Origin of the sequence: Streptomyces pallidus (ex Mingjun et al. 2026) (genome assembly GCF_051550185.1) — a bacterium.
Lineage (GTDB): Bacteria > Actinomycetota > Actinomycetes > Streptomycetales > Streptomycetaceae > Streptomyces.
The window spans coordinates 5,944,880-5,961,780 of sequence record NZ_CP196181.1; the positions used below are offsets into that span (position 1 = coordinate 5,944,880).

Sequence of the window (16,901 nt, forward strand, 5' to 3'; positions counted from 1 at the left end):
GCCCGCCCCGGCCGGGTCGCGACCCCGCCCCGCCCGCCCCGCGGCCCTGGTCCGGGACCGGGCGGGCGGTGCTCGTGGCGCGGGCCGGTAACCTTGGACAGGGGTGCTTTGTCGCGCCCTGACACGCCCGCGCAACCAGGAAGGTGCCCGCACCGTGGAAACCGCAGCTCCGTCCGCCGTGATCGTCGCCATCGACGGTCCCTCCGGCACGGGCAAGTCCAGCACCTCCAAGGCCGTGGCCGCCAAGCTCGGGCTGCGCTACCTGGACACCGGTGCCCAGTACCGGGCCATCACCTGGTGGATGATCAGCAACGGCGTCGACACCGACGACCCGCAGGCCATCGCCGTGGCCGCCGGCAAGCCGACCATCGTCTCCGGGACGGACCCGGCCGCGCCGACGATCACCGTCGACGGACTCGACGCCTCCGGCCCGATCCGCACCCAGGAGGTCACCTCCAAGGTCAGCGCCGTCAGCGCCGTCCCGGAGGTCCGCACCCTGATCACCGAGCTGCAGCGCACCATCGCCGCGGCCGCCACCGACGAGGGCGGCATCGTCGTCGAGGGCCGGGACATCGGCACCACCGTCCTCCCCGACGCCGACCTCAAGATCTTCCTCACCGCCTCCGCCGAGGCCCGCGCCGCCCGCCGCAACGGCGAGCTGCGCGGCAAGGAGGCCGGCGACCTGGCCGCCACCAGGGAAGCCCTGATCAAGCGGGACGCGGCCGACTCCGGCCGCAAGACCTCCCCGCTGGCCAAGGCCGCAGACGCCGTCGAGGTGGACACCACCGAGCTGACCCTGGAGCAGGTCATCGAGTGCGTCGTGACCCTGGTCGAGGAGCAGCGGGCGGGGGCGGGCCGCAAGTGAGCGACACGCCCTCCCTCAAGGGTGCGGCGGTCGGCCGGCGGATCGGCGTCGGGCTCATGTACGGGCTGTGGAAGCCCCGGGTACTGGGAGCCTGGCGCGTGCCCGCCTCGGGCCCCGTCATCCTCGCCGTCAACCACGCCCACAACATCGACGGGCCCATGGTCATGGGCACGGCGCCCCGGCCGCTGCACTTCCTGATCAAGAAGGAGGCGTACGTCGGCCCGCTCGGGACCTTCCTCGACGGCATCGGCCAGGTCAAGGTCGACCGCTCGGGCACCGACCGCACCGCGATCTCGAAGGCGCTGGCGGTCCTCGAGAACGGCGGTGCCCTGGGGATCTTCCCCGAGGGCACGCGGGGGGAGGGCGACTTCGCCTCGCTGCGCGCGGGCCTCGCCTACTTCGCGGTCCGCTCGGGCGCGCCCGTCGTGCCCGTCGCCGTCCTCGGCAGCACCGACCGCCAGGGGCGGCTGATACGGGGGCTGCCGCCGTTCAAGAGCCGGGTCGACATCGTCTTCGGCTCCCCCTTCGACGCGGGCGACGGCACCGGCCGCCGCACCCGCACCGCCCTGGACGAGGCCACCGTCCGCATCCAGAGCAGGCTCACGGCACACCTGGCCGACGCCAAGCGCCTCACCGGGCGCTGAGCGAGACTTGACCCAGTAGTGGCGGCCGCCGCGGGCAGCGCCCGCGGACGCCGCGGGGATCCCCGCCCGGCGATCCCCGCCCGGCCGCCACCGATCACCACGAACGACGAGGAACGGACTTCATGAACGACCAGCACGACCACGGAGCGCTCGGCGACGCCGAGTACGCGGAGTTCATGGAGCTCGCCGCGGAGGAAGGCTTCGACCTGGAGGACGTCGAGGACGCGATCGAGGCGGCGGGCCACGGCCCGCTGCCCGTCCTCGCCGTCGTCGGCCGCCCCAACGTCGGCAAGTCGACCCTGGTGAACCGCATCATCGGCCGCCGCGAGGCGGTCGTCGAGGACAAGCCGGGCGTCACCCGCGACCGCGTCACCTACGAGGCCGAATGGGCCGGCCGCCGCTTCAAGGTCGTCGACACCGGCGGCTGGGAGCAGGACGTCCTCGGCATCGACGCCTCCGTCGCCGCCCAGGCCGAGTACGCCATCGAGACCGCCGACGCCGTCGTCTTCGTCGTCGACTCCAAGGTCGGCGCCACCGACAGCGACGAGGCCGTCGTCAAGCTGCTGCGCCGCGCCGGCAAGCCCGTCGTCCTGTGCGCGAACAAGGTCGACGGCCAGGCCGGCGAGGCCGACGCGACCACGCTGTGGTCCCTCGGCCTCGGCATGCCCTACCCGGTGTCCTCGCTGCACGGCCGCGGTACGGGCGACCTGCTCGACGCCGTCCTGGAGGCGCTGCCGGAGGCCCCGGCGCAGACCTTCGGCGGCGGCCAGCTCGGCGGGCCGCGCCGCATCGCGCTCATCGGCCGCCCGAACGTCGGCAAGTCCTCCCTCCTGAACAAGGTCGCCAAGGAGGAGCGGGTCGTCGTCAACGAGCTGGCCGGCACCACCCGCGACCCGGTCGACGAGCTGATCGAACTCGGTGGCGTCACCTGGAAGTTCGTCGACACCGCCGGTATCCGCAAGCGCGTCCACCTCCAGCAGGGCGCCGACTACTACGCCTCGCTGCGCACGGCCGCCGCCGTCGAGAAGGCGGAGGTCGCGGTCATCCTGATCGACGCCAGCGAGAACATCAGCGTCCAGGACCAGCGCATCATCACCATGGCCGTCGAGGCCGGGCGCGCCGTCGTGATCGCGTACAACAAGTGGGACCAGCTCGACGAGGAGCGCCGCTACTACCTCGAGCGCGAGATCGAGACCGAGATGCAGCAGGTCTCCTGGGCGCCCCGGGTCAACGTCTCCGCGATGACGGGCCGCCACATGGAGAAGCTGGTCCCGGCGATCGAGACCGCCCTCGCGGGCTGGGAGACGCGCGTCCCGACCGGCCGGCTGAACGCCTTCCTCGGCGAGATCGTCGCGGCGCACCCGCACCCGATCCGCGGCGGCAAGCAGCCCCGCATCCTGTTCGGCACCCAGGCGGGCAGCAAGCCGCCGCGGTTCGTGCTCTTCGCCTCCGGCTTCCTGGAGCACGGCTACCGGCGTTTCATCGAGCGCCGTCTGCGCGAGGAGTTCGGTTTCGAGGGCACCCCGATCCACATCTCCGTGCGGGTGCGCGAGAAGCGCGGCGCCCAGCACAAGAAGAAGTAGCGGGTCTGGCGGGGTCTCCCCGGGTCCGAGGGGTCAGTAGCCCCGGCGCGGAGCGGGCGGCAGGGCCGCCGGGATGTGGTGCATCCCGGACTGGTGCTGCCGCCCGTTGCCGTACGCGTACGCGTACGTGCCGGTCGCGGTGCCGGTGGCGGCGTACGCGTACGCGGGCTGCGGCACCGCCGGGTACGCGGACTGCCAGTCGGGGTGCCAGGCGGAGGAGCCGCTCCAGCCGCTGCCGTACGTGCCGGGGGCGGTCACGGAGCCGGTGTAGGAGCCGGCGTACGTGAACGAGGTGAAGGCGAGGTCCTCCTCGCCGGTCCGGTCGCCGGGGAGGGCCCGGAAGGCGCGCAGGTACTCCGAGTACAGCGTGTCGTAGATGGGGGTGTGCGAGGCGGCGGCGGGTGCGCCGTCCCGGTCCCGTACGGGGCGCATCGGGGAGACGGTGCTCGGATGGGCAGGGGCTCGGGAGGGGTCGTATGAATGCACGTATCAGCAAACGACCCCGGGCCCCTGCGGATGCGGCCCGGAGGGCAGAAAACGCAGATCGCCGGGGGTGCGCGGGGCGGACCGCACACCCCCGGCGCACGTCCGACCCGCCCCCCTGGTGAGGGGCGGGCCGTCCGCTTCCGGGTCCCTCGGCGTCAGGCGCCCGGGGTACCTGCCAGGGGCATCGAGGCGGCGACGAGCTGGCCGGCCGCCGCGGCCCGGTCGAGGGCGTCGCGCAGCAGGTCCTCGCGGGGCTGCTGGCCGATGGAGCCGACGGGGGCGGCGTAGACGAGGACGCGCTGGGTCTTGTTGACGGCGGCCCGCCAGCCGTCGGTGACCGACAGGGCCTGGTGCGCCTGCCACCAGGCGACCGGCTTGCCGCCCTTGGGGTCCGGCTGGAGCACGGCGTGCAGCTGGCCCGCGGCGAGCAGCACCGACCAGCCGGCGAGCGGGGAGGGGACCCCGGCGGTGTCGGTGACGGGGATGAAGCCCTGCTCGATGAGGAGCGGCAGGAAGTCGTCGCCGGGCCCGTCGCTGCCCGGGCGGGCGATCGGCGCGGTCGGCTCGACGACGAGCGCGGGGTGCAGCTCGCCGCCGATCAGGACCAGGCCGCTGGTGATGCCGAGGACGGCCTGGCCGCCGGGCACGCTCCGCGGCACGGAGCCGGGCGCGCCGGGGGCCGCGGACTCCGGGGCGGGGCTGTCGCCGGTGATGCTGCGGACGGCGCCCTGCAGCTGCTCCTCGGAGACGTTCACGACCTGGGAGGGGATGCAGCCGGCGTGGGCGAAGGCGAGGACGGCGGTCTCCTCGCCGACGAACAGCACGGTGCTGGTGCGGTCGGTCTCCGGGTCCCCGGGGGTGCGGCAGGAGGTGCAGTCGTAACTGCGCGGTGCGTCGTCGCCGGTGAGCAGCCTCTCGGCTTCTTCGTCACCGATCTCGGCACGTACCTCATCACTGACGTCGAGCATGCGGGGCACGGGGTGGCTCCTCGGGCTAGGCAAGCAGGGGCGGGCCGAGCGGTTCCCGGCCTGCCGGATCAACGGGGGAGCGGCGGCCGGGGTCACGCCGTCGGAGGGAACGGAATCGAACCCGACCCCCGGAGGGGTGAACGGCCGCACCACTGCGTTGTTTTCGGGCCAACTGTTGCCGTTTTGTGCGCAGTTGCTGGCCGGAGCTGCGCGTTTGGACGGGGCTGCGCGGGGCCTGCGGCGGGCGCGGCCGGAGGTCTGCCGGGGAAGCGTCGTGGCGGGCCCGCCGCGGGAGCGGCCGCGGGATCCGCCGACCGGGTGGGGTTCGGGCGGGGCGCGGGGCCCTTCCGCGTGGCGCGGCGGGGTGCGGGCCAGCGGGCTGCGTAGCGTGACCCGATGCCCGACCCCCGGATCCGGCGGGCCGCTTCGGCGGCTGCCGCCGTCGCCGCGCTGGCTCTCGTTCTCGTACTCCCGTCGGGAGCCGGCGCGGCCCCTCCGCCGCCGGCGCCCGGACCCGTGGGAGCGGCGCACCCCGGCTCGCCCGGGACCATCGGCAGCGGACCGGGGGACTGCGGGCCGGGCGCGGAGTGGCCCTGGGACTGCGTGGCCGACTGCGAGAGCAGCGGGCGCTGGGCGATCAACACCGGCAACGGCTTCTACGGCGGGTTGCAGTTCCGGCAGCGGACCTGGGAGGAGTACGGGGGGCTGGCGTTCGCGGCGCGGGCCGACCTGGCCGGCCGGGAGCAGCAGATCCTGGTGGCGGAGGAGGTCCTGGCCTGGCAGGGGTGGGAGGCCTGGCCGGTGTGCGCGAAGCGGTACGGGCTGGCGGGTCGGGCGCACGTGGTGCGGGCCGGGGACACGCTCGAAGGCATTGCCCGCCGACGCCGGGTTCAGGGCGGCTGGCAGGCGCTGTACGAGGCCAACCGCTCCCTGATCGGCCCGCATCCCCGGGCGATCACCCCCGGCGCCCTGCTGGCCCTCCCCCCGCTCGCACCCCCGCCGAAGTCGCCGCCGGTACCCCTGCCCGCCCGACCGCCGGGGCCCGACAAGCCGCCTGCACCGGCTCCCGCTGCCCCGCCCGCGCCGCCCGCGCCGCCCGCGCCGCCCGCGCCGCCCGCGCCCGTACCGCCGTCGAGGTCGGCCCCTGCGGGCCCGGGGTCCGTGTCCTCGGCCGAGCCCGAGCCGCCCTACCGGGCCCGGCCGGGGTGGGCCGTTCCGCGCCCCGGTCGTTGAACCCCGCGTCACGGGCCGTACTTCGCGGGGGCGGGCGAGTGCCTCTCCGCTGCCCGTCCCGACCGCTCGACCGCGGCGGCCCGGCGGCCCGGCGAGGCCGTGCGAAGCCGTGCGGGGCCGTGCGGGGCCGTGCGGGGCGTCGGGCTCACTCGTCCGTGTGGCGAACGGGCTTCGCCGCGTGGGGCGTCGTACGTCGCGCGGCGGCGGCGTCCCCCGCGCGCCCTCTCCGGGCCGGGCAGTCGAGGGCCGCTCCTGCGGCCGGCGGTGGCCCGTCGGCCGACTGCGGGGTGCGGTGGCACGGGGCGGGGAGCGGGCCGTCGCAGGGCGGTACCGCCGACGCTGGCACACTGCTCGGCATGCTGGAGACCTCCGCACGACTGCTGCGCCTGCTGTCCCTGTTGCAGGCCCACCGCGAATGGACCGGCGCCGACCTCGCGGAGCGACTCGGCGTGACCCCGAGGACGGTGCGCCGCGACGTGGAGCGGCTGCGGGAGCTCGGCTATCCCGTGAACGCCACCCCCGGCACCGGCGGCGGCTACCAGTTGGGCGCCGGGGCCGAGCTGCCGCCGCTGCTGCTCGACGACGACGAGGCGGTGGCCGTCGCGGTGGGCCTGCGCACCGCCGCCGGGAACGGGGTCGAGGGGATCGGCGAGGCCTCCGTACGGGCGCTGGCCAAGCTGGAGCAGGTCCTGCCGGGGCGGCTGCGGCGGCGGGTGTCGGCGATCGACGAGTTCACCGTCCCGATGCTGCGCGCGCCGGAGCGGAGCGCCGTCGACCCCTCCGTGCTGGCCGAGCTCGCCGCGGCCTGCCGGGACAACGAGCGGCTGCGCTTCGCCTACCGGGACCACGCCGGAAGCGCCTCGCGGCGGGTGGTGGAGCCGCACCGGCTGGTGTGCACCGAGCGGCGCTGGTACCTGGTCGCCTGGGACGTGGAGCGGCAGGACTGGCGGACCTTCCGCGCCGACCGGATCGAGCCCAGGCCTCCGCACGGGCCGCGGTTCGTCCCGCGCCCGGCCCCCGCGCCGGACCTAGCGGCATACGTGTCCCGGGGCGTGGCCCAGGGCGCTTACGCCGCCCGTGCGGTGCTGCGGCTGGGGCTGCCGGCCGAGGAGGCGGCGCGGCTGATCGGGCCGAGCGAAGGGGCCCTGGAACCGGTCGACGACAAGAGCTGCCTGCTGCGCACCGGGGCCACCAGCCTCGACGTGCTCGTCATCCACGTGATGCTGCTCGGCTGCGAGTTCGAGGTGGTCGAGCCGCAGGAGCTGACCGACCGTATCCGGGCGGCGCGGGACCTCCTCGGGCGGGCCCTGGACCGGGCGGGCGGGACCGCTGCCGTCGAGAGGGAGTAGGGATTCCGGGAGGCCCGGGCGGTGTGTCCGCCGGTCGCTCCGGGGCAATCGGGCCGCGGAATTCAGACGTTCTCTAACGGAATGCGAATGGGGTCGGGCAGCTGTCCCGGCCCGGTCCGGCATAGGTCCCGCGGCGCTTCCCGGGGCGTGCGGCACCGGTTCCACCAAGGGCCGGATAAAGAATGCGGCGTCGGGAGTCGTACGCGGCCCGTGCGCCACTTCCGGAGAACTCCGGGGGCCCGGGGAACTGTCGACATTCCGTGACAGAAGCGTGACCCGGTACGGACGAACCTCCGGGCGCGATGCTGACGTTCGGGAGGTTCGGACGGAGGGGGCCGGCCGGGCGGGCGGCCCGGCCCGCCCCCTCCGGCGTGCGGTGCGGGGGTGGAGGGGGAGGTGAGGGTGGTGTGCGTACCGCCCCGGTGCCTCCGTCCCCCAGGCCCGGCCTCAGCCGTTGGTGGCCGGGCGGGCGGCGGCGCGTCCCGCGGGGGCCCGTTCGGCGTGCCCCGGGCGCCGGACGCCGCCCGGGGTGCCCGGTACCCGCTCGGAGCGGACCAGGTGTGCCCGGCCGGCGTGGTGCGCGGGCCGGGGCACCGCTGCGTGCGCGGCCGCGGCTCCGGCCTGCGCGGACGCCGGGCCGGTGGCCTGACCCGGCACCGCCGCGCCGGCTGCCGCGCCCGCGGCCCGGGCTGCGGCCGGGGCTCCCGCCGCTGCCCCGGAGCCGCCCGTTCCGGCGATGCGCGGGGGCTGCCACTTGCCGCCCGCGGAGAGCAGCGGGACGAGTGCGCCGGCGACCGGCGCGGGCACCGTTCCGGCTTCGACGCGGCGCCGCATCCCCTCCCGCCGCTCGAACACCCAGGCCTCGACACCGGAGATCAGCGGCTCGAACCAGGGCAGCGCGAGCATGATCAGCAGGCCGGCGGACCAGCCGAGCAGGACGTCGCTGACCCAGTGGGTGCCGAGGTAGACGGTGGTGGCGCCGACGCTCAGCGAGACGACCGCGGAGACCACGGACAGCACCCGCCGGGTGACCGTGGTGGATGCCAGGTAGGCCAGGATGCCCCAGGTCACGACGGCGTTCGCGGTGTGGCCGGAAGGAAATATGTCGCCGCCGGCGAACAGCTCGGCGGAGCCGATCGTGGTGGCGTAGTGCGGGCCGAGGCGGCCGAGGCCCAGCTTGACGGCGCCCACGGTGATGTTGAGCAGGAGCAGCGCCACGCCGAGGGTGATCAGCGGGCGGAGGGTGTGCTGCCGCCAGGAGCGCCAGCCGAGCCATGCGGCGACCATGACCGCGGTGGGCCCGCGCTGCCCCAGCACGACGAGGTAGTCGAGGAAGGCGTGCAGCTGCGGCCACTGGTCGTACGGCCGGAAGAACATGACCTGCCAGTCCAGGCGGACGAGCCAGGACGTGGTCAGTACGGCCACCACGATCGCGAGGTAGAAGGCGAGGGTCGCTCCGAAGAGCACGACGCGGTGCCGGCTCATCTGCGGTGTTTGCAGATGAGCCGGTCGCTCGGGTTCCCGGTCCAGTCGGGCGAACACCCGCTCCAGCCGGGACAGGATTTGGTCGGTACGCACGTCAATCGACGTTACCGCGCGCCGCTGGTCAGCCCGGGCGAATCACCGGGTTTGTGATGACCATGTGATGTGGAGTTGGTCTCACGCGGCACTTAATTCCTGGGATTAAGGCATTAGTTGGAGTGTCCGATCCATTGGCCCCGGTCATTGTTTCGCACCCCTGCCCGGGCTTTATCGGCGGCGCCCAATTCCTTTGCCGAAAGATGGATCGGAATGATCCATTCCGTTGCGTGGGCGGGGCGCGGCGCGGCGGCGCGGGCCGGGGTGGTGTGCGGGCGGCGGCGGCGTGGAGGCGTGCGCCCCGGGTCCGGCCCGCGGTGTCGCCCCTCCCGCCCCGCCCCTTCGCCTACGGCGGCCCCGACCCGTTCAGCCAGAACGCCCCGTACACCGCCGACGCCAGTGCCACGCCCCCCAGCACCGCGGCCGCCCGCCCCGGCCGCGCGCGGGCCAGTGCCACCGCCGCCGGCAGCAGCAGCGGGAAGGCCGGCAGCAGCAGCCGCGGCTTGGACCCGAAGTACGCCGACGCGCCCAGCGCCAGCGCGACGACGATCCCGGAGTACACCAGCAGCACGGCCGGCTGCCCCTGCCGCACGCACAGCGCGTACAGCCACAGCACCAGCACCACGCCGGCGATCAGCCCGATCGCCGCCGGGGCCGCGCCCGAGACCAGCTTGGCCCCGACGAACCGTGCGAAGGCGAGCCCGCCGTCGAAGCCGTTGCCCCAGCCGGCCTGTACGTCGAGGTAGCCGAGCAGGCCGCCCCCGGTGTACGCGCCCACCCACAACCCGTACGCCGCCGCCCCCGCCGGGGCCAGGGCCGCCCCCGCCGCCATCCGCCAGGAGCGTTCGCCGCGCCGCCGGGCCAGGACGAGCGCCACCCACACCGCCGCGACCACCGCGGCGCCGACCGGCCGGGTCAGCCCCGCCCCGGCCGCGAGAAGTCCCGCCGCGACCCACCGGCCGCGCAGGGCCGCGTACAGCGCCCAGGCGGCCAGTGCCGTGAACAGGGACTCGCTGTACGCCATGGACTGCACGACGCCGACGGGCAGTGCGGCCCAGACACCGACCGCGAACACCCCCGCCCGGCGGCCGTCGACGCCGAGGTCCCGCCGACCGCACACCAGGTCGGTGACCGCGAAGATCCCCCAGGCCGCGGCGAGCCCGGCCACCGCCGAGACCACCAGGCCCGCCGAGCCGTACCCCAGCCCCGTCGGCGCGGCGACCAGCCGCTCCAGCCACGGCAGCAGCGGGAAGAAGGCCAGGTCGGAGTGGACGACCCCGCCCGGCAGGGCCACCTCGTGTCCGTACCCCTCGGCGGCGATGCGCGCGTACCAGAGGGAGTCCCAGCGCGCCGACAGCAGCCGGTGCGGGCTGCTGCCGGCCGCCGCGCCCCACGCCGCCAGCGCGCCCAGCCCGAGCAGCCGGACCGCTGCGAAAACGGCCAGGGCCGGCGCAACCCGGCGAAAACCATGATCTTTCACGGGCATGATTATCCGTGGCGGCCGCAGCCGCCGAGCGGGCAGAACCACACGCGGTGACCAGGCGTGTACGGGGAGGGAGGGCGGGGGAGGGGAGCGGGTGGGGTGAGTGGCGTACGCCACAGTGCGGCCGCCGTCGCGATGAGAGCTTGGCCACGTGCCGGACAGGCGGACTCGCGTACGCTGACCGTTCACTCGCATGTCGATGCCGGACCCCGTAGGACGCCGCCCCGTCCCCCACCCTGGCGGCTCCGCCGAGACGCTGGTCCGCCGAGTGCGAGCGATTCATCTGGGAGGTACATGCATGTCGGGGACCAACGCGGCCGACCGCAGGACCGCCGACAGCAGACCCACCCCCACGGCGCCCGCCGGCCGCCCGTCCCTCGGGGCGCTGCTGCGCGCGGCCTCCGGCGGGGCCAACCGCTGGGTCGTCCTCGCCGTGCTGTGCGTCAGCCTGGTCCTCGTCGCGCTCGACGCGACGATCCTGCACGTCGCCGTCCCCTCCGTCACCGAGGACCTGCGCCCCAGCTCCGTCGAGCTGCTGTGGATCGTCGACGCCTACCCGCTGGTGTGCGCCGCTCTGCTGATCCTCTTCGGAACCCTCGGCGACCGGATCGGGCGCCGCCGGATACTCCTGCTCGGCTACAGCCTCTTCGGTGCGGCCTCCGCCCTCGCGGCCTTCGCCGACCACGCCCAGATCCTCATCGTCGCCCGCGCCCTGCTCGGCGTCGGCGGCGCGATGATCATGCCGGCGACCCTGTCGATCCTGCGCCAGGTCTTCCCCGACCGGCGCGAGCGCGCCCTGGCCATCGGCATCTGGACCGCCGTCGCCGCCATCGGCGCGGCCAGCGGCCCGGTCCTCGGCGGCTTCCTCATCGAGCACTTCTGGTGGGGCTCGGTCTTCCTGATCAACATTCCGCTGATGGCGCTGATCCTGCCGCTCGGACGCTGGCTGCTGCCCGAGTCCAGGGGCGCCGCCGACGGGCCGTGGGACGTACTCGGCGCGCTGATGGCCGCCGGCGGTGTGCTCGGCGTGGTCCTCGGGGTCAAGCGGCTCGGCGCCGAGCGCCGCCTCCTCGACGCCGAGTCGCTGCTGCCGCTGCTGCTCGGCGTGGTCCTGCTGGTGCTGTTCACGCGCCGGCAGAAGCACCGCGAGCACCCGCTCATCGACATGCGGATGTTCGCCCGGGCCGCCTTCTCCACCTCCGTCGGGTGCATCGTGCTCGCCATGCTGGCCCTGGTCGGCCTCGAACTGCTCGCCGTCCAGTACCTCCAGCTCGTGCTGGAGCTCAGCCCCCTCGAAACCGGTCTGCGGCTGCTGCCGCTGACCTTCGCGGCCATGGCCGCCGGGGCCACCGGCTCGTACACGCTCGCCCGGGTCGGGCCGCGCACCATGGTGTCGCTGGGCTTCGTACTGACCGCCTTCGCCGTGCTGCTGCTGACGCTCATGGGCGAGCACGACCGGCCCGTCCTGCTCACCGTCGGGTTCGTCCTGCTCGGCTTCGGGCTCCAGACCACCCTCTTCGCCGCGTACGAGTCGATGCTGAGCGAGGCTCCCGCGGAGACGGCGGGCGGGGCGGCCTCCATAGGCGAGACCTCGTACCAGCTGGGCGCCGGCATGGGCATCGCCCTGCTCGGCAGCGTCATGAACGCCGCCTACGCGCCGGGGCTGCTGGACGTCCCCGGCGTGTCGCCCGAGGACGCCAAGGGTGCGGCGAACTCGCTGGGCGAGGCCTACCAGATCGCCGGGAAGCTGGGCGGCGCCGCGGGTGAGTCGCTGTTCGGCGCGGCCCGTCACTCGTTCGTGCAGGGCCTGCACATCACGCTGGTGGTCAGCGCCGTCCTGCTGCTCGCCGGGGCCGTGATGGCGCTGAAGCTGCCGCGGGTCATGGAGTGCGCCGACGTCCCCGAGCAGACCGGCTCCGACGCCACCGCCGGCTCCGGGGCCACCGCTGACGTCGTCACCGCCGGGGCCGACGGCGCCCCGGACGCGGACCCCGACGCCGAGCGCCCGCGGATCCCCGGCCCGGCGCGGTCCGGCCGTGACGCCCTCGCCGGCCCGGCCGGGGGTGGACCGGGGGCGGCGGCAAGGTCAAACTTGCACCGCTAGGTTCACCCTTCGGCGCCGGGAGGCCCCGTGTCCTTCGTCCCCACCGATCCGCTCGGGCTCGACGAGCTCCTCAGCCCCGAGGACCTCGCCGTCCGCGACACCGTCCGCGGCTGGGCCGCCGACCGGGTCCTCCCGTACGTCGCCGAGTGGTACGAGACCGGTGAGCTGCCGGTGATCCGCGAGCTGGCCCGCGAGCTCGGCGCCATCGGCGCCCTCGGCATGTCGCTCCAGGGGTACGGCTGCGCGGGCGCCACCGCCGTGCAGTACGGACTGGCCTGCCTGGAGCTGGAGGCCGCCGACTCCGGGATCCGCTCGCTGGTCTCCGTCCAGGGCTCCCTCGCCATGTACGCGATCTGGAAGTACGGCTCGGAGGAGCAGAAGCAGCGCTGGCTCCCCGGCATGGCGGCCGGCGAACTCATCGGCTGCTTCGGCCTGACCGAGCCCGACATCGGCTCCGACCCCGCGGCCATGCGCACGTACGCCAAGCGCGACGGCTCCGACTGGATCCTGAACGGCCGCAAGATGTGGATCACCAACGGGTCCGTGGCGGCGGTGGCCGTGGTCTGGGCGCAGACCGACGAGGGGATCCGCGGCTTCGCCGTACCCACCGACTCCGCCGGCTTCTCGGCGCCCGAGATCAAGCACAAGTGGTCGCTGCGCGCCTCGGTCACCAGCGAGCTGGTCATGGACGACGTGCGACTGCCCGCCGACGCGGTGCTGCCGGGGGTCACGGGGCTCAAGGGACCGCTGGGCTGTCTCAGCCACGCGCGGTACGGGATCGTCTGGGGATCCATGGGCGCGGCGCGCGCCAGTTTCGAGGCCGCGCTCGACTACGCGCGGACGCGGGAGCAGTTCGGCCGGCCGATCGGCGGCTTCCAGCTCACCCAGGCGAAGCTCGCCGACATGGCGCTGGAGCTCCACAAGGGCATCCTGCTCGCCCACCACCTCGGCCGCCGCATGGACGCGGGCACCCTGCGGCCGGAGCAGATCAGCTTCGGCAAGCTCAACAACGTCCGCGAGGCCATCGACATCTGCCGTACCGCGCGGACGATCCTCGGTGCCAACGGGATCTCGCTCGAGTACCCCGTCATGCGGCACGCCACCAACCTGGAGTCGGTGCTCACCTACGAGGGCACCGTGGAGATGCACCAGCTGGTGCTGGGCAAGGCGCTCACCGGGCTCGACGCCTTCCGGTGAGGCCCTGCCTCAGCTCTGGTTGAAGAAGTCGCGCGAGCGGCCGCCGGACTCGCCGCTCACGATCTGGGTGTCGGCCGGGGTCAGCAGGAAGACCCTGGTCGCCACCCGCTCGATCGAGCCGCGCAGGCCGAAGGTCAGGCCGGCCGCGAAGTCGACCACGCGCTTGGCGTCGGACGGGTCCATCTGCGAGAGGTTCACGATCACCGGGACGCCCTCGCGGAAGAGCTCGCCGATGGCGCGCGCGTCACGGAACCCGTCCGGCGTGACGGTGGCGATCCGGCGGCCCTGCTCGACGGCCGACTCCGACGCGACCCTGACCCGGGGGTCGGTGACCCACTGGTCGCCCGGCCCCGCCACGGAACCGTGCGGGGCCTCCGCGTAGTCGTCGTCGTAGTAGCGCTCGTCGTCGCTGTCCTCCACGAGACCCAGCCAAGCGCTCGCCTTGCGTACCGAACCCATGGACGCCTCCTCTCTCACCGCGGTCGGTCTGTTTCTCTCCGCTGTCCCTATGGTCGTCCATGATGCTGACAACGCGCCAAGTGGATAGCCGCCGCGCACGGTTTTCGTGACGGTACTGGTGCAGAACATCCGTTGCACCGTCAGGATCCTGGTCGGCCCCACTGCTGACTGAGTGAAAATACGATGACTGCCGCCGTCCGGGTGGGCGGCGGGGACGTACGGGTGACCGAACCGGATCGGTACGATGCCCGTCTCGCAAGCGATTGACACTCGGGGGACCTGGTTTGTTCGGCATCGTCAGACCCTGCACGCACCGGCTCGGGGAGCGTTTCAAGACGGAGTGGATGGCCCATCTCTGCGGGCTCTGCCTGGCACTTCGCGGAGATCACGGACAGTTCGCCCGGATCGTGACCAACTACGACGGGCTTCTCATATCCGTCCTGACGGAGGCTCAGTCGGGCCCGGCCCCCGGCGCCCGGCGCACCGCCGGCCCCTGCCCGTTGCGCGGCATGCGCACGGCCGCCGTGGCCAACGGCGAGGGGGCGCGGCTCGCCGCCGCCGTCTCGCTCGTGCTCGCCTCGGCGAAGGTGCGGGACCACGTGGCCGACCGGGACGGGCTGTTGGCCCGCGCCCCGATCGCCGCCGCCGCGCGCCGGGTGGCCCGCGGCTGGGACCGCGCGGGCGCCCGTACCGGAGCCGCGCTCGGCTTCGACACCGCCGTGCTCCTCGACGCCGTCGACCGGCAGACGGACATCGAGGCGCTGGCAGGCCCGGGGACGCCGGTGCTCGTGGTGACCGAGCCGACGGAGACCGCGACGGCCGCCGCCTTCGCGCACACCGCGCAGCTGGCCGGACGGCCGGGCAACGCCGCCCCGCTCGCGGAGGCCGGCCGGTACTTCGGCCGGCTCGCGCACCTGCTGGACGCCGTCGAGGACCGGTCCGCGGACGCGGAGAACGGCGCCTGGAACCCGCTGACCGCCACCGGGACCCCGCTCGCCGAGGCCCGGCGGCTGTGCGACGACGCGCTCCACGGCATCCGGCTCGCCCTGAAGGAGGTCGAGTTCGTGGACGGGGGCCTGGCGCACCGGTTGCTGGTGCACGAGCTGCGGACCTCCGTGGACCGCGCCTTCGGCAGCCGCTCCTGCGGTCACACGGCCATGAACGCGGTCGGGCAGGGCGGCGGCTTCGGAGCACCGCCGCAGGGCTACGGCCAGGGCGGCGGGAACCCGTACGGGGGAGGCCCGTACGGCGGCAACCCCTACGGCGGGAACCCGCCCGGCGGCGGTCAGTACGGCGGCGGCCAGTACGGCGGCGGCCAGTACGGCGGTCCCCACGGCGGCGGACCCTACGGCGGCGGACCCTACGGAGGCGGCCCTCACGGTGGCGGCCCGGGCGGGCCGGGCGGTCCCGGGATGCCCCCGCAGAAGCCGCGGCGCGGGCTGCTCGCCGGTTGCGCGGTGGCCGTGGGGCTGTTCTGCACCTGCCAGTTGTGCTGCACGGAGCACGAGGGCCCGTGGTCCCGGAAGAAGCGGGACGCGTGGTGCGACGACTGCGACTGCGGCAACTGCAACTGTGACTGCTGCAACTGCTGCGACGGGGGCTGCTGCGACTGCGACTGCGGCTGCAGCTGAACCGGGAGGGCCGGCAAGACCGGGAAGGGCCGCGGGCCGGAAGGCACCGACAGGACGGGGGAGGCGGGAGCGGGCCGCGTGACGGCGCGGCGGCGGCCCGCCGATCCCCCGTCAGGCCGCCTACGCGGAACCGGTCGCAGACCCGGACGGCGTAGGGCGCGGTTCCCGCGGGGGCCGGTGTGGAAGGGCTGAGCGGCATGAACGATGTCGCAGACGCTCCCGCGACGGCCCGGCGGCGGGGGGACGGAGGCCGAAAGTTGCCCTTGCCGCCCGTGACCGGCGCCACGACACTCCCGACAGCGACTGTCCGGGAGTTTGTCAGGGGCACGACTAAAAACAGTGCGCCCGCCGTACCCCCGGCTGCGCCTCACGGGCTCCGGCCGCCCCACGCGCGCCGGGCCCCAGACCCCTCCCGGGAGGACGACAAGTGAGGATCAAGAGCATCACCCGTACCCGGCTGCTCGCGGTTGCCGCCGGCCTGGCCGCCGTCGCCGGGCTCGCCGCCCCCACCGCCGCGAACGCCGACAGCGGTTTCAGCGCGGCCCGGCTCGCCTCGGCGGGCGCCGCCGTGGAACGCGCCGACGTCGCCGGCACCGCCTGGTACACCGACCCCGCCAACGGGACCCTGGTGGTCGCCGCCGACTCCACCGTCACCGCTACCGACCTCGCCAGGATCCGCGCGGAGGCCGGAGCCGACGCCGCCGCCCTGCGTGTCGAGCGCATCCCGGGCACCCTGCGCAAGCTGGTCTCCGGCGGTGACGCGGTGTACGCGTCGAGCTGGCGCTGCTCACTCGGCTTCAACGTGCGCAGCGGGAGCACCTACTACATGCTGACCGCCGGCCACTGCACCGACGGCGCGGGCACCTGGTGGACGAACTCCGCGCGCACCACGGCGATCGGCCCGACCGTGGGCTCCAGCTTCCCGAGCAACGACTACGGCCTGGTCCGCTACGACAACGCCGCCCTCGCCCACCCCGGCACCGTCGGCAGCCAGGACATCACCAGCGCCGCCAACGCCACCACCGGCATGTCCGTGACCCGGCGCGGCTCCACCACCGGTACCCACAGCGGGTCCGTGACCGGCCTCAACGCCACCGTGAACTACGGCGGCGGCGACATCGTCTACGGCCTGATCCGGACCAACGTCTGCGCCGAACCGGGCGACAGCGGCGGCCCGCTCTACTCCGGCACCCGCGCGATCGGCCTCACCTCCGGCGGCAGCGGCAACTGCACCACGGGCGGAACGACCTTCTTCCAGCCGGTCGTCGAGGCCCTGAACGCCTACGGGGTCAGCGTCTACTGACGCCTGCCGCGGCCGGCG

Annotated in this window: 14 protein-coding genes; 9 read left to right on the forward strand and 5 right to left on the reverse strand. The window is 74.5% G+C overall.

All coding sequences use genetic code 11. The annotated features are described in order from the left end of the window. Positions 1-154: 154 nt before the first annotated feature. The 3 genes from cmk (at position 155) to der (ending at position 3,092) form a co-directional block, all read left to right on the forward strand. Entirely contained in the window at positions 155-865 is a 711-nt protein-coding gene (gene cmk / locus ACSHWO_RS26335; protein WP_438315517.1) for a (d)CMP kinase, read from the forward strand. Next, positions 814-1,509, forward strand: a complete 696-nt coding sequence (locus tag ACSHWO_RS26340; RefSeq protein ID WP_438315520.1) for a lysophospholipid acyltransferase family protein — start codon at positions 814-816, stop codon at positions 1,507-1,509. The genes cmk and ACSHWO_RS26340 overlap by 52 nt, the downstream gene beginning before the upstream one ends. A gap of 122 nt (positions 1,510-1,631) precedes the next feature. Continuing rightward, complete coding sequence (gene der / locus ACSHWO_RS26345; protein WP_361097956.1) at positions 1,632-3,092, forward strand: ribosome biogenesis GTPase Der; 1,461 nt, start codon at positions 1,632-1,634, stop codon at positions 3,090-3,092. A gap of 33 nt (positions 3,093-3,125) precedes the next feature. Here der and ACSHWO_RS26350 read toward each other — a convergent pair whose 3' ends face one another. Both ACSHWO_RS26350 and ACSHWO_RS26355 read right to left on the reverse strand, forming a co-directional pair. After that, a complete protein-coding gene (locus ACSHWO_RS26350; RefSeq protein WP_385849155.1) occupies positions 3,126-3,524 on the reverse strand; it encodes a hypothetical protein in 399 nt (132 codons plus the stop codon). A gap of 209 nt (positions 3,525-3,733) precedes the next feature. Further along, the gene (locus ACSHWO_RS26355) at positions 3,734-4,555 is read right to left on the reverse strand and encodes a hypothetical protein (protein WP_438315524.1); all 822 of its coding nucleotides are present in this window, start codon (positions 4,553-4,555) and stop codon (positions 3,734-3,736) included. Between the two features lie 387 nt (positions 4,556-4,942). Between ACSHWO_RS26355 and ACSHWO_RS26360 the strand changes: the two genes are divergently transcribed. Further along, positions 4,943-5,779 carry a transglycosylase family protein gene (locus ACSHWO_RS26360; RefSeq protein WP_438315527.1) on the forward strand — a complete coding sequence of 279 codons (837 nt, stop codon included), beginning with the start codon at positions 4,943-4,945 and terminating at the stop codon, positions 5,777-5,779. Between the two features lie 356 nt (positions 5,780-6,135). Beyond that, positions 6,136-7,128, forward strand: coding sequence for a helix-turn-helix transcriptional regulator (locus ACSHWO_RS26365; protein ID WP_438315530.1), 993 nt, complete (start codon positions 6,136-6,138; stop codon positions 7,126-7,128). A 447-nt stretch (positions 7,129-7,575) separates the two neighbouring features. Here ACSHWO_RS26365 and ACSHWO_RS26370 read toward each other — a convergent pair whose 3' ends face one another. Beyond that, positions 7,576-8,706 (reverse strand): phosphatase PAP2 family protein, encoded by a 1,131-nt coding sequence (locus ACSHWO_RS26370; RefSeq protein WP_438315533.1) that lies wholly within the window; start codon positions 8,704-8,706, stop codon positions 7,576-7,578. 346 nt (positions 8,707-9,052) lie between these two features. Continuing rightward, positions 9,053-10,192, reverse strand: coding sequence for a hypothetical protein (locus ACSHWO_RS26375; protein WP_438315536.1), 1,140 nt, complete (start codon positions 10,190-10,192; stop codon positions 9,053-9,055). 295 nt (positions 10,193-10,487) lie between these two features. Between ACSHWO_RS26375 and ACSHWO_RS26380 the strand changes: the two genes are divergently transcribed. Both ACSHWO_RS26380 and ACSHWO_RS26385 read left to right on the forward strand, forming a co-directional pair. After that, complete coding sequence (locus tag ACSHWO_RS26380; RefSeq protein ID WP_438315539.1) at positions 10,488-12,293, forward strand: MFS transporter; 1,806 nt, start codon at positions 10,488-10,490, stop codon at positions 12,291-12,293. 27 nt (positions 12,294-12,320) lie between these two features. Continuing rightward, complete coding sequence (locus ACSHWO_RS26385; RefSeq protein WP_385837217.1) at positions 12,321-13,490, forward strand: acyl-CoA dehydrogenase family protein; 1,170 nt, start codon at positions 12,321-12,323, stop codon at positions 13,488-13,490. Positions 13,491-13,499: 9 nt separating this feature from the next. On the opposite strand, the gene ACSHWO_RS26390 is transcribed toward ACSHWO_RS26385, so the two are convergent. After that, positions 13,500-13,949, reverse strand: a complete 450-nt coding sequence (locus ACSHWO_RS26390; RefSeq protein WP_361097932.1) for a cell division protein SepF — start codon at positions 13,947-13,949, stop codon at positions 13,500-13,502. Between the two features lie 284 nt (positions 13,950-14,233). Here ACSHWO_RS26390 and ACSHWO_RS26395 point away from each other — a divergent pair, with 284 nt between their 5' ends. Both ACSHWO_RS26395 and ACSHWO_RS26400 read left to right on the forward strand, forming a co-directional pair. Continuing rightward, positions 14,234-15,580, forward strand: coding sequence for a DUF5685 family protein (locus tag ACSHWO_RS26395; RefSeq protein ID WP_438315544.1), 1,347 nt, complete (start codon positions 14,234-14,236; stop codon positions 15,578-15,580). 427 nt (positions 15,581-16,007) lie between these two features. After that, complete coding sequence (locus ACSHWO_RS26400; protein ID WP_361097926.1) at positions 16,008-16,883, forward strand: S1 family peptidase; 876 nt, start codon at positions 16,008-16,010, stop codon at positions 16,881-16,883. The last annotated feature ends 18 nt before the right edge of the window (positions 16,884-16,901 follow it).

Excerpts from the sequence above, each read along its gene's own strand:
- ACSHWO_RS26375 (WP_438315536.1), bottom strand. The coding sequence starts at position 10,192 with ATGCCCGTGAAAGATCATGGTTTTCGCCGGGTTGCGCCGGCCCTGGCC.
- der (WP_361097956.1), top strand. The coding sequence starts at position 1,632 with ATGAACGACCAGCACGACCACGGAGCGCTCGGCGACGCCGAGTACGCG.
- ACSHWO_RS26350 (WP_385849155.1), bottom strand. The coding sequence starts at position 3,524 with ATGCGCCCCGTACGGGACCGGGACGGCGCACCCGCCGCCGCCTCGCAC.
- ACSHWO_RS26360 (WP_438315527.1), top strand. The coding sequence starts at position 4,943 with ATGCCCGACCCCCGGATCCGGCGGGCCGCTTCGGCGGCTGCCGCCGTC.
- ACSHWO_RS26365 (WP_438315530.1), top strand. The coding sequence starts at position 6,136 with ATGCTGGAGACCTCCGCACGACTGCTGCGCCTGCTGTCCCTGTTGCAG.
- ACSHWO_RS26380 (WP_438315539.1), top strand. The coding sequence starts at position 10,488 with ATGTCGGGGACCAACGCGGCCGACCGCAGGACCGCCGACAGCAGACCC.
- ACSHWO_RS26390 (WP_361097932.1), bottom strand. The coding sequence starts at position 13,949 with ATGGGTTCGGTACGCAAGGCGAGCGCTTGGCTGGGTCTCGTGGAGGAC.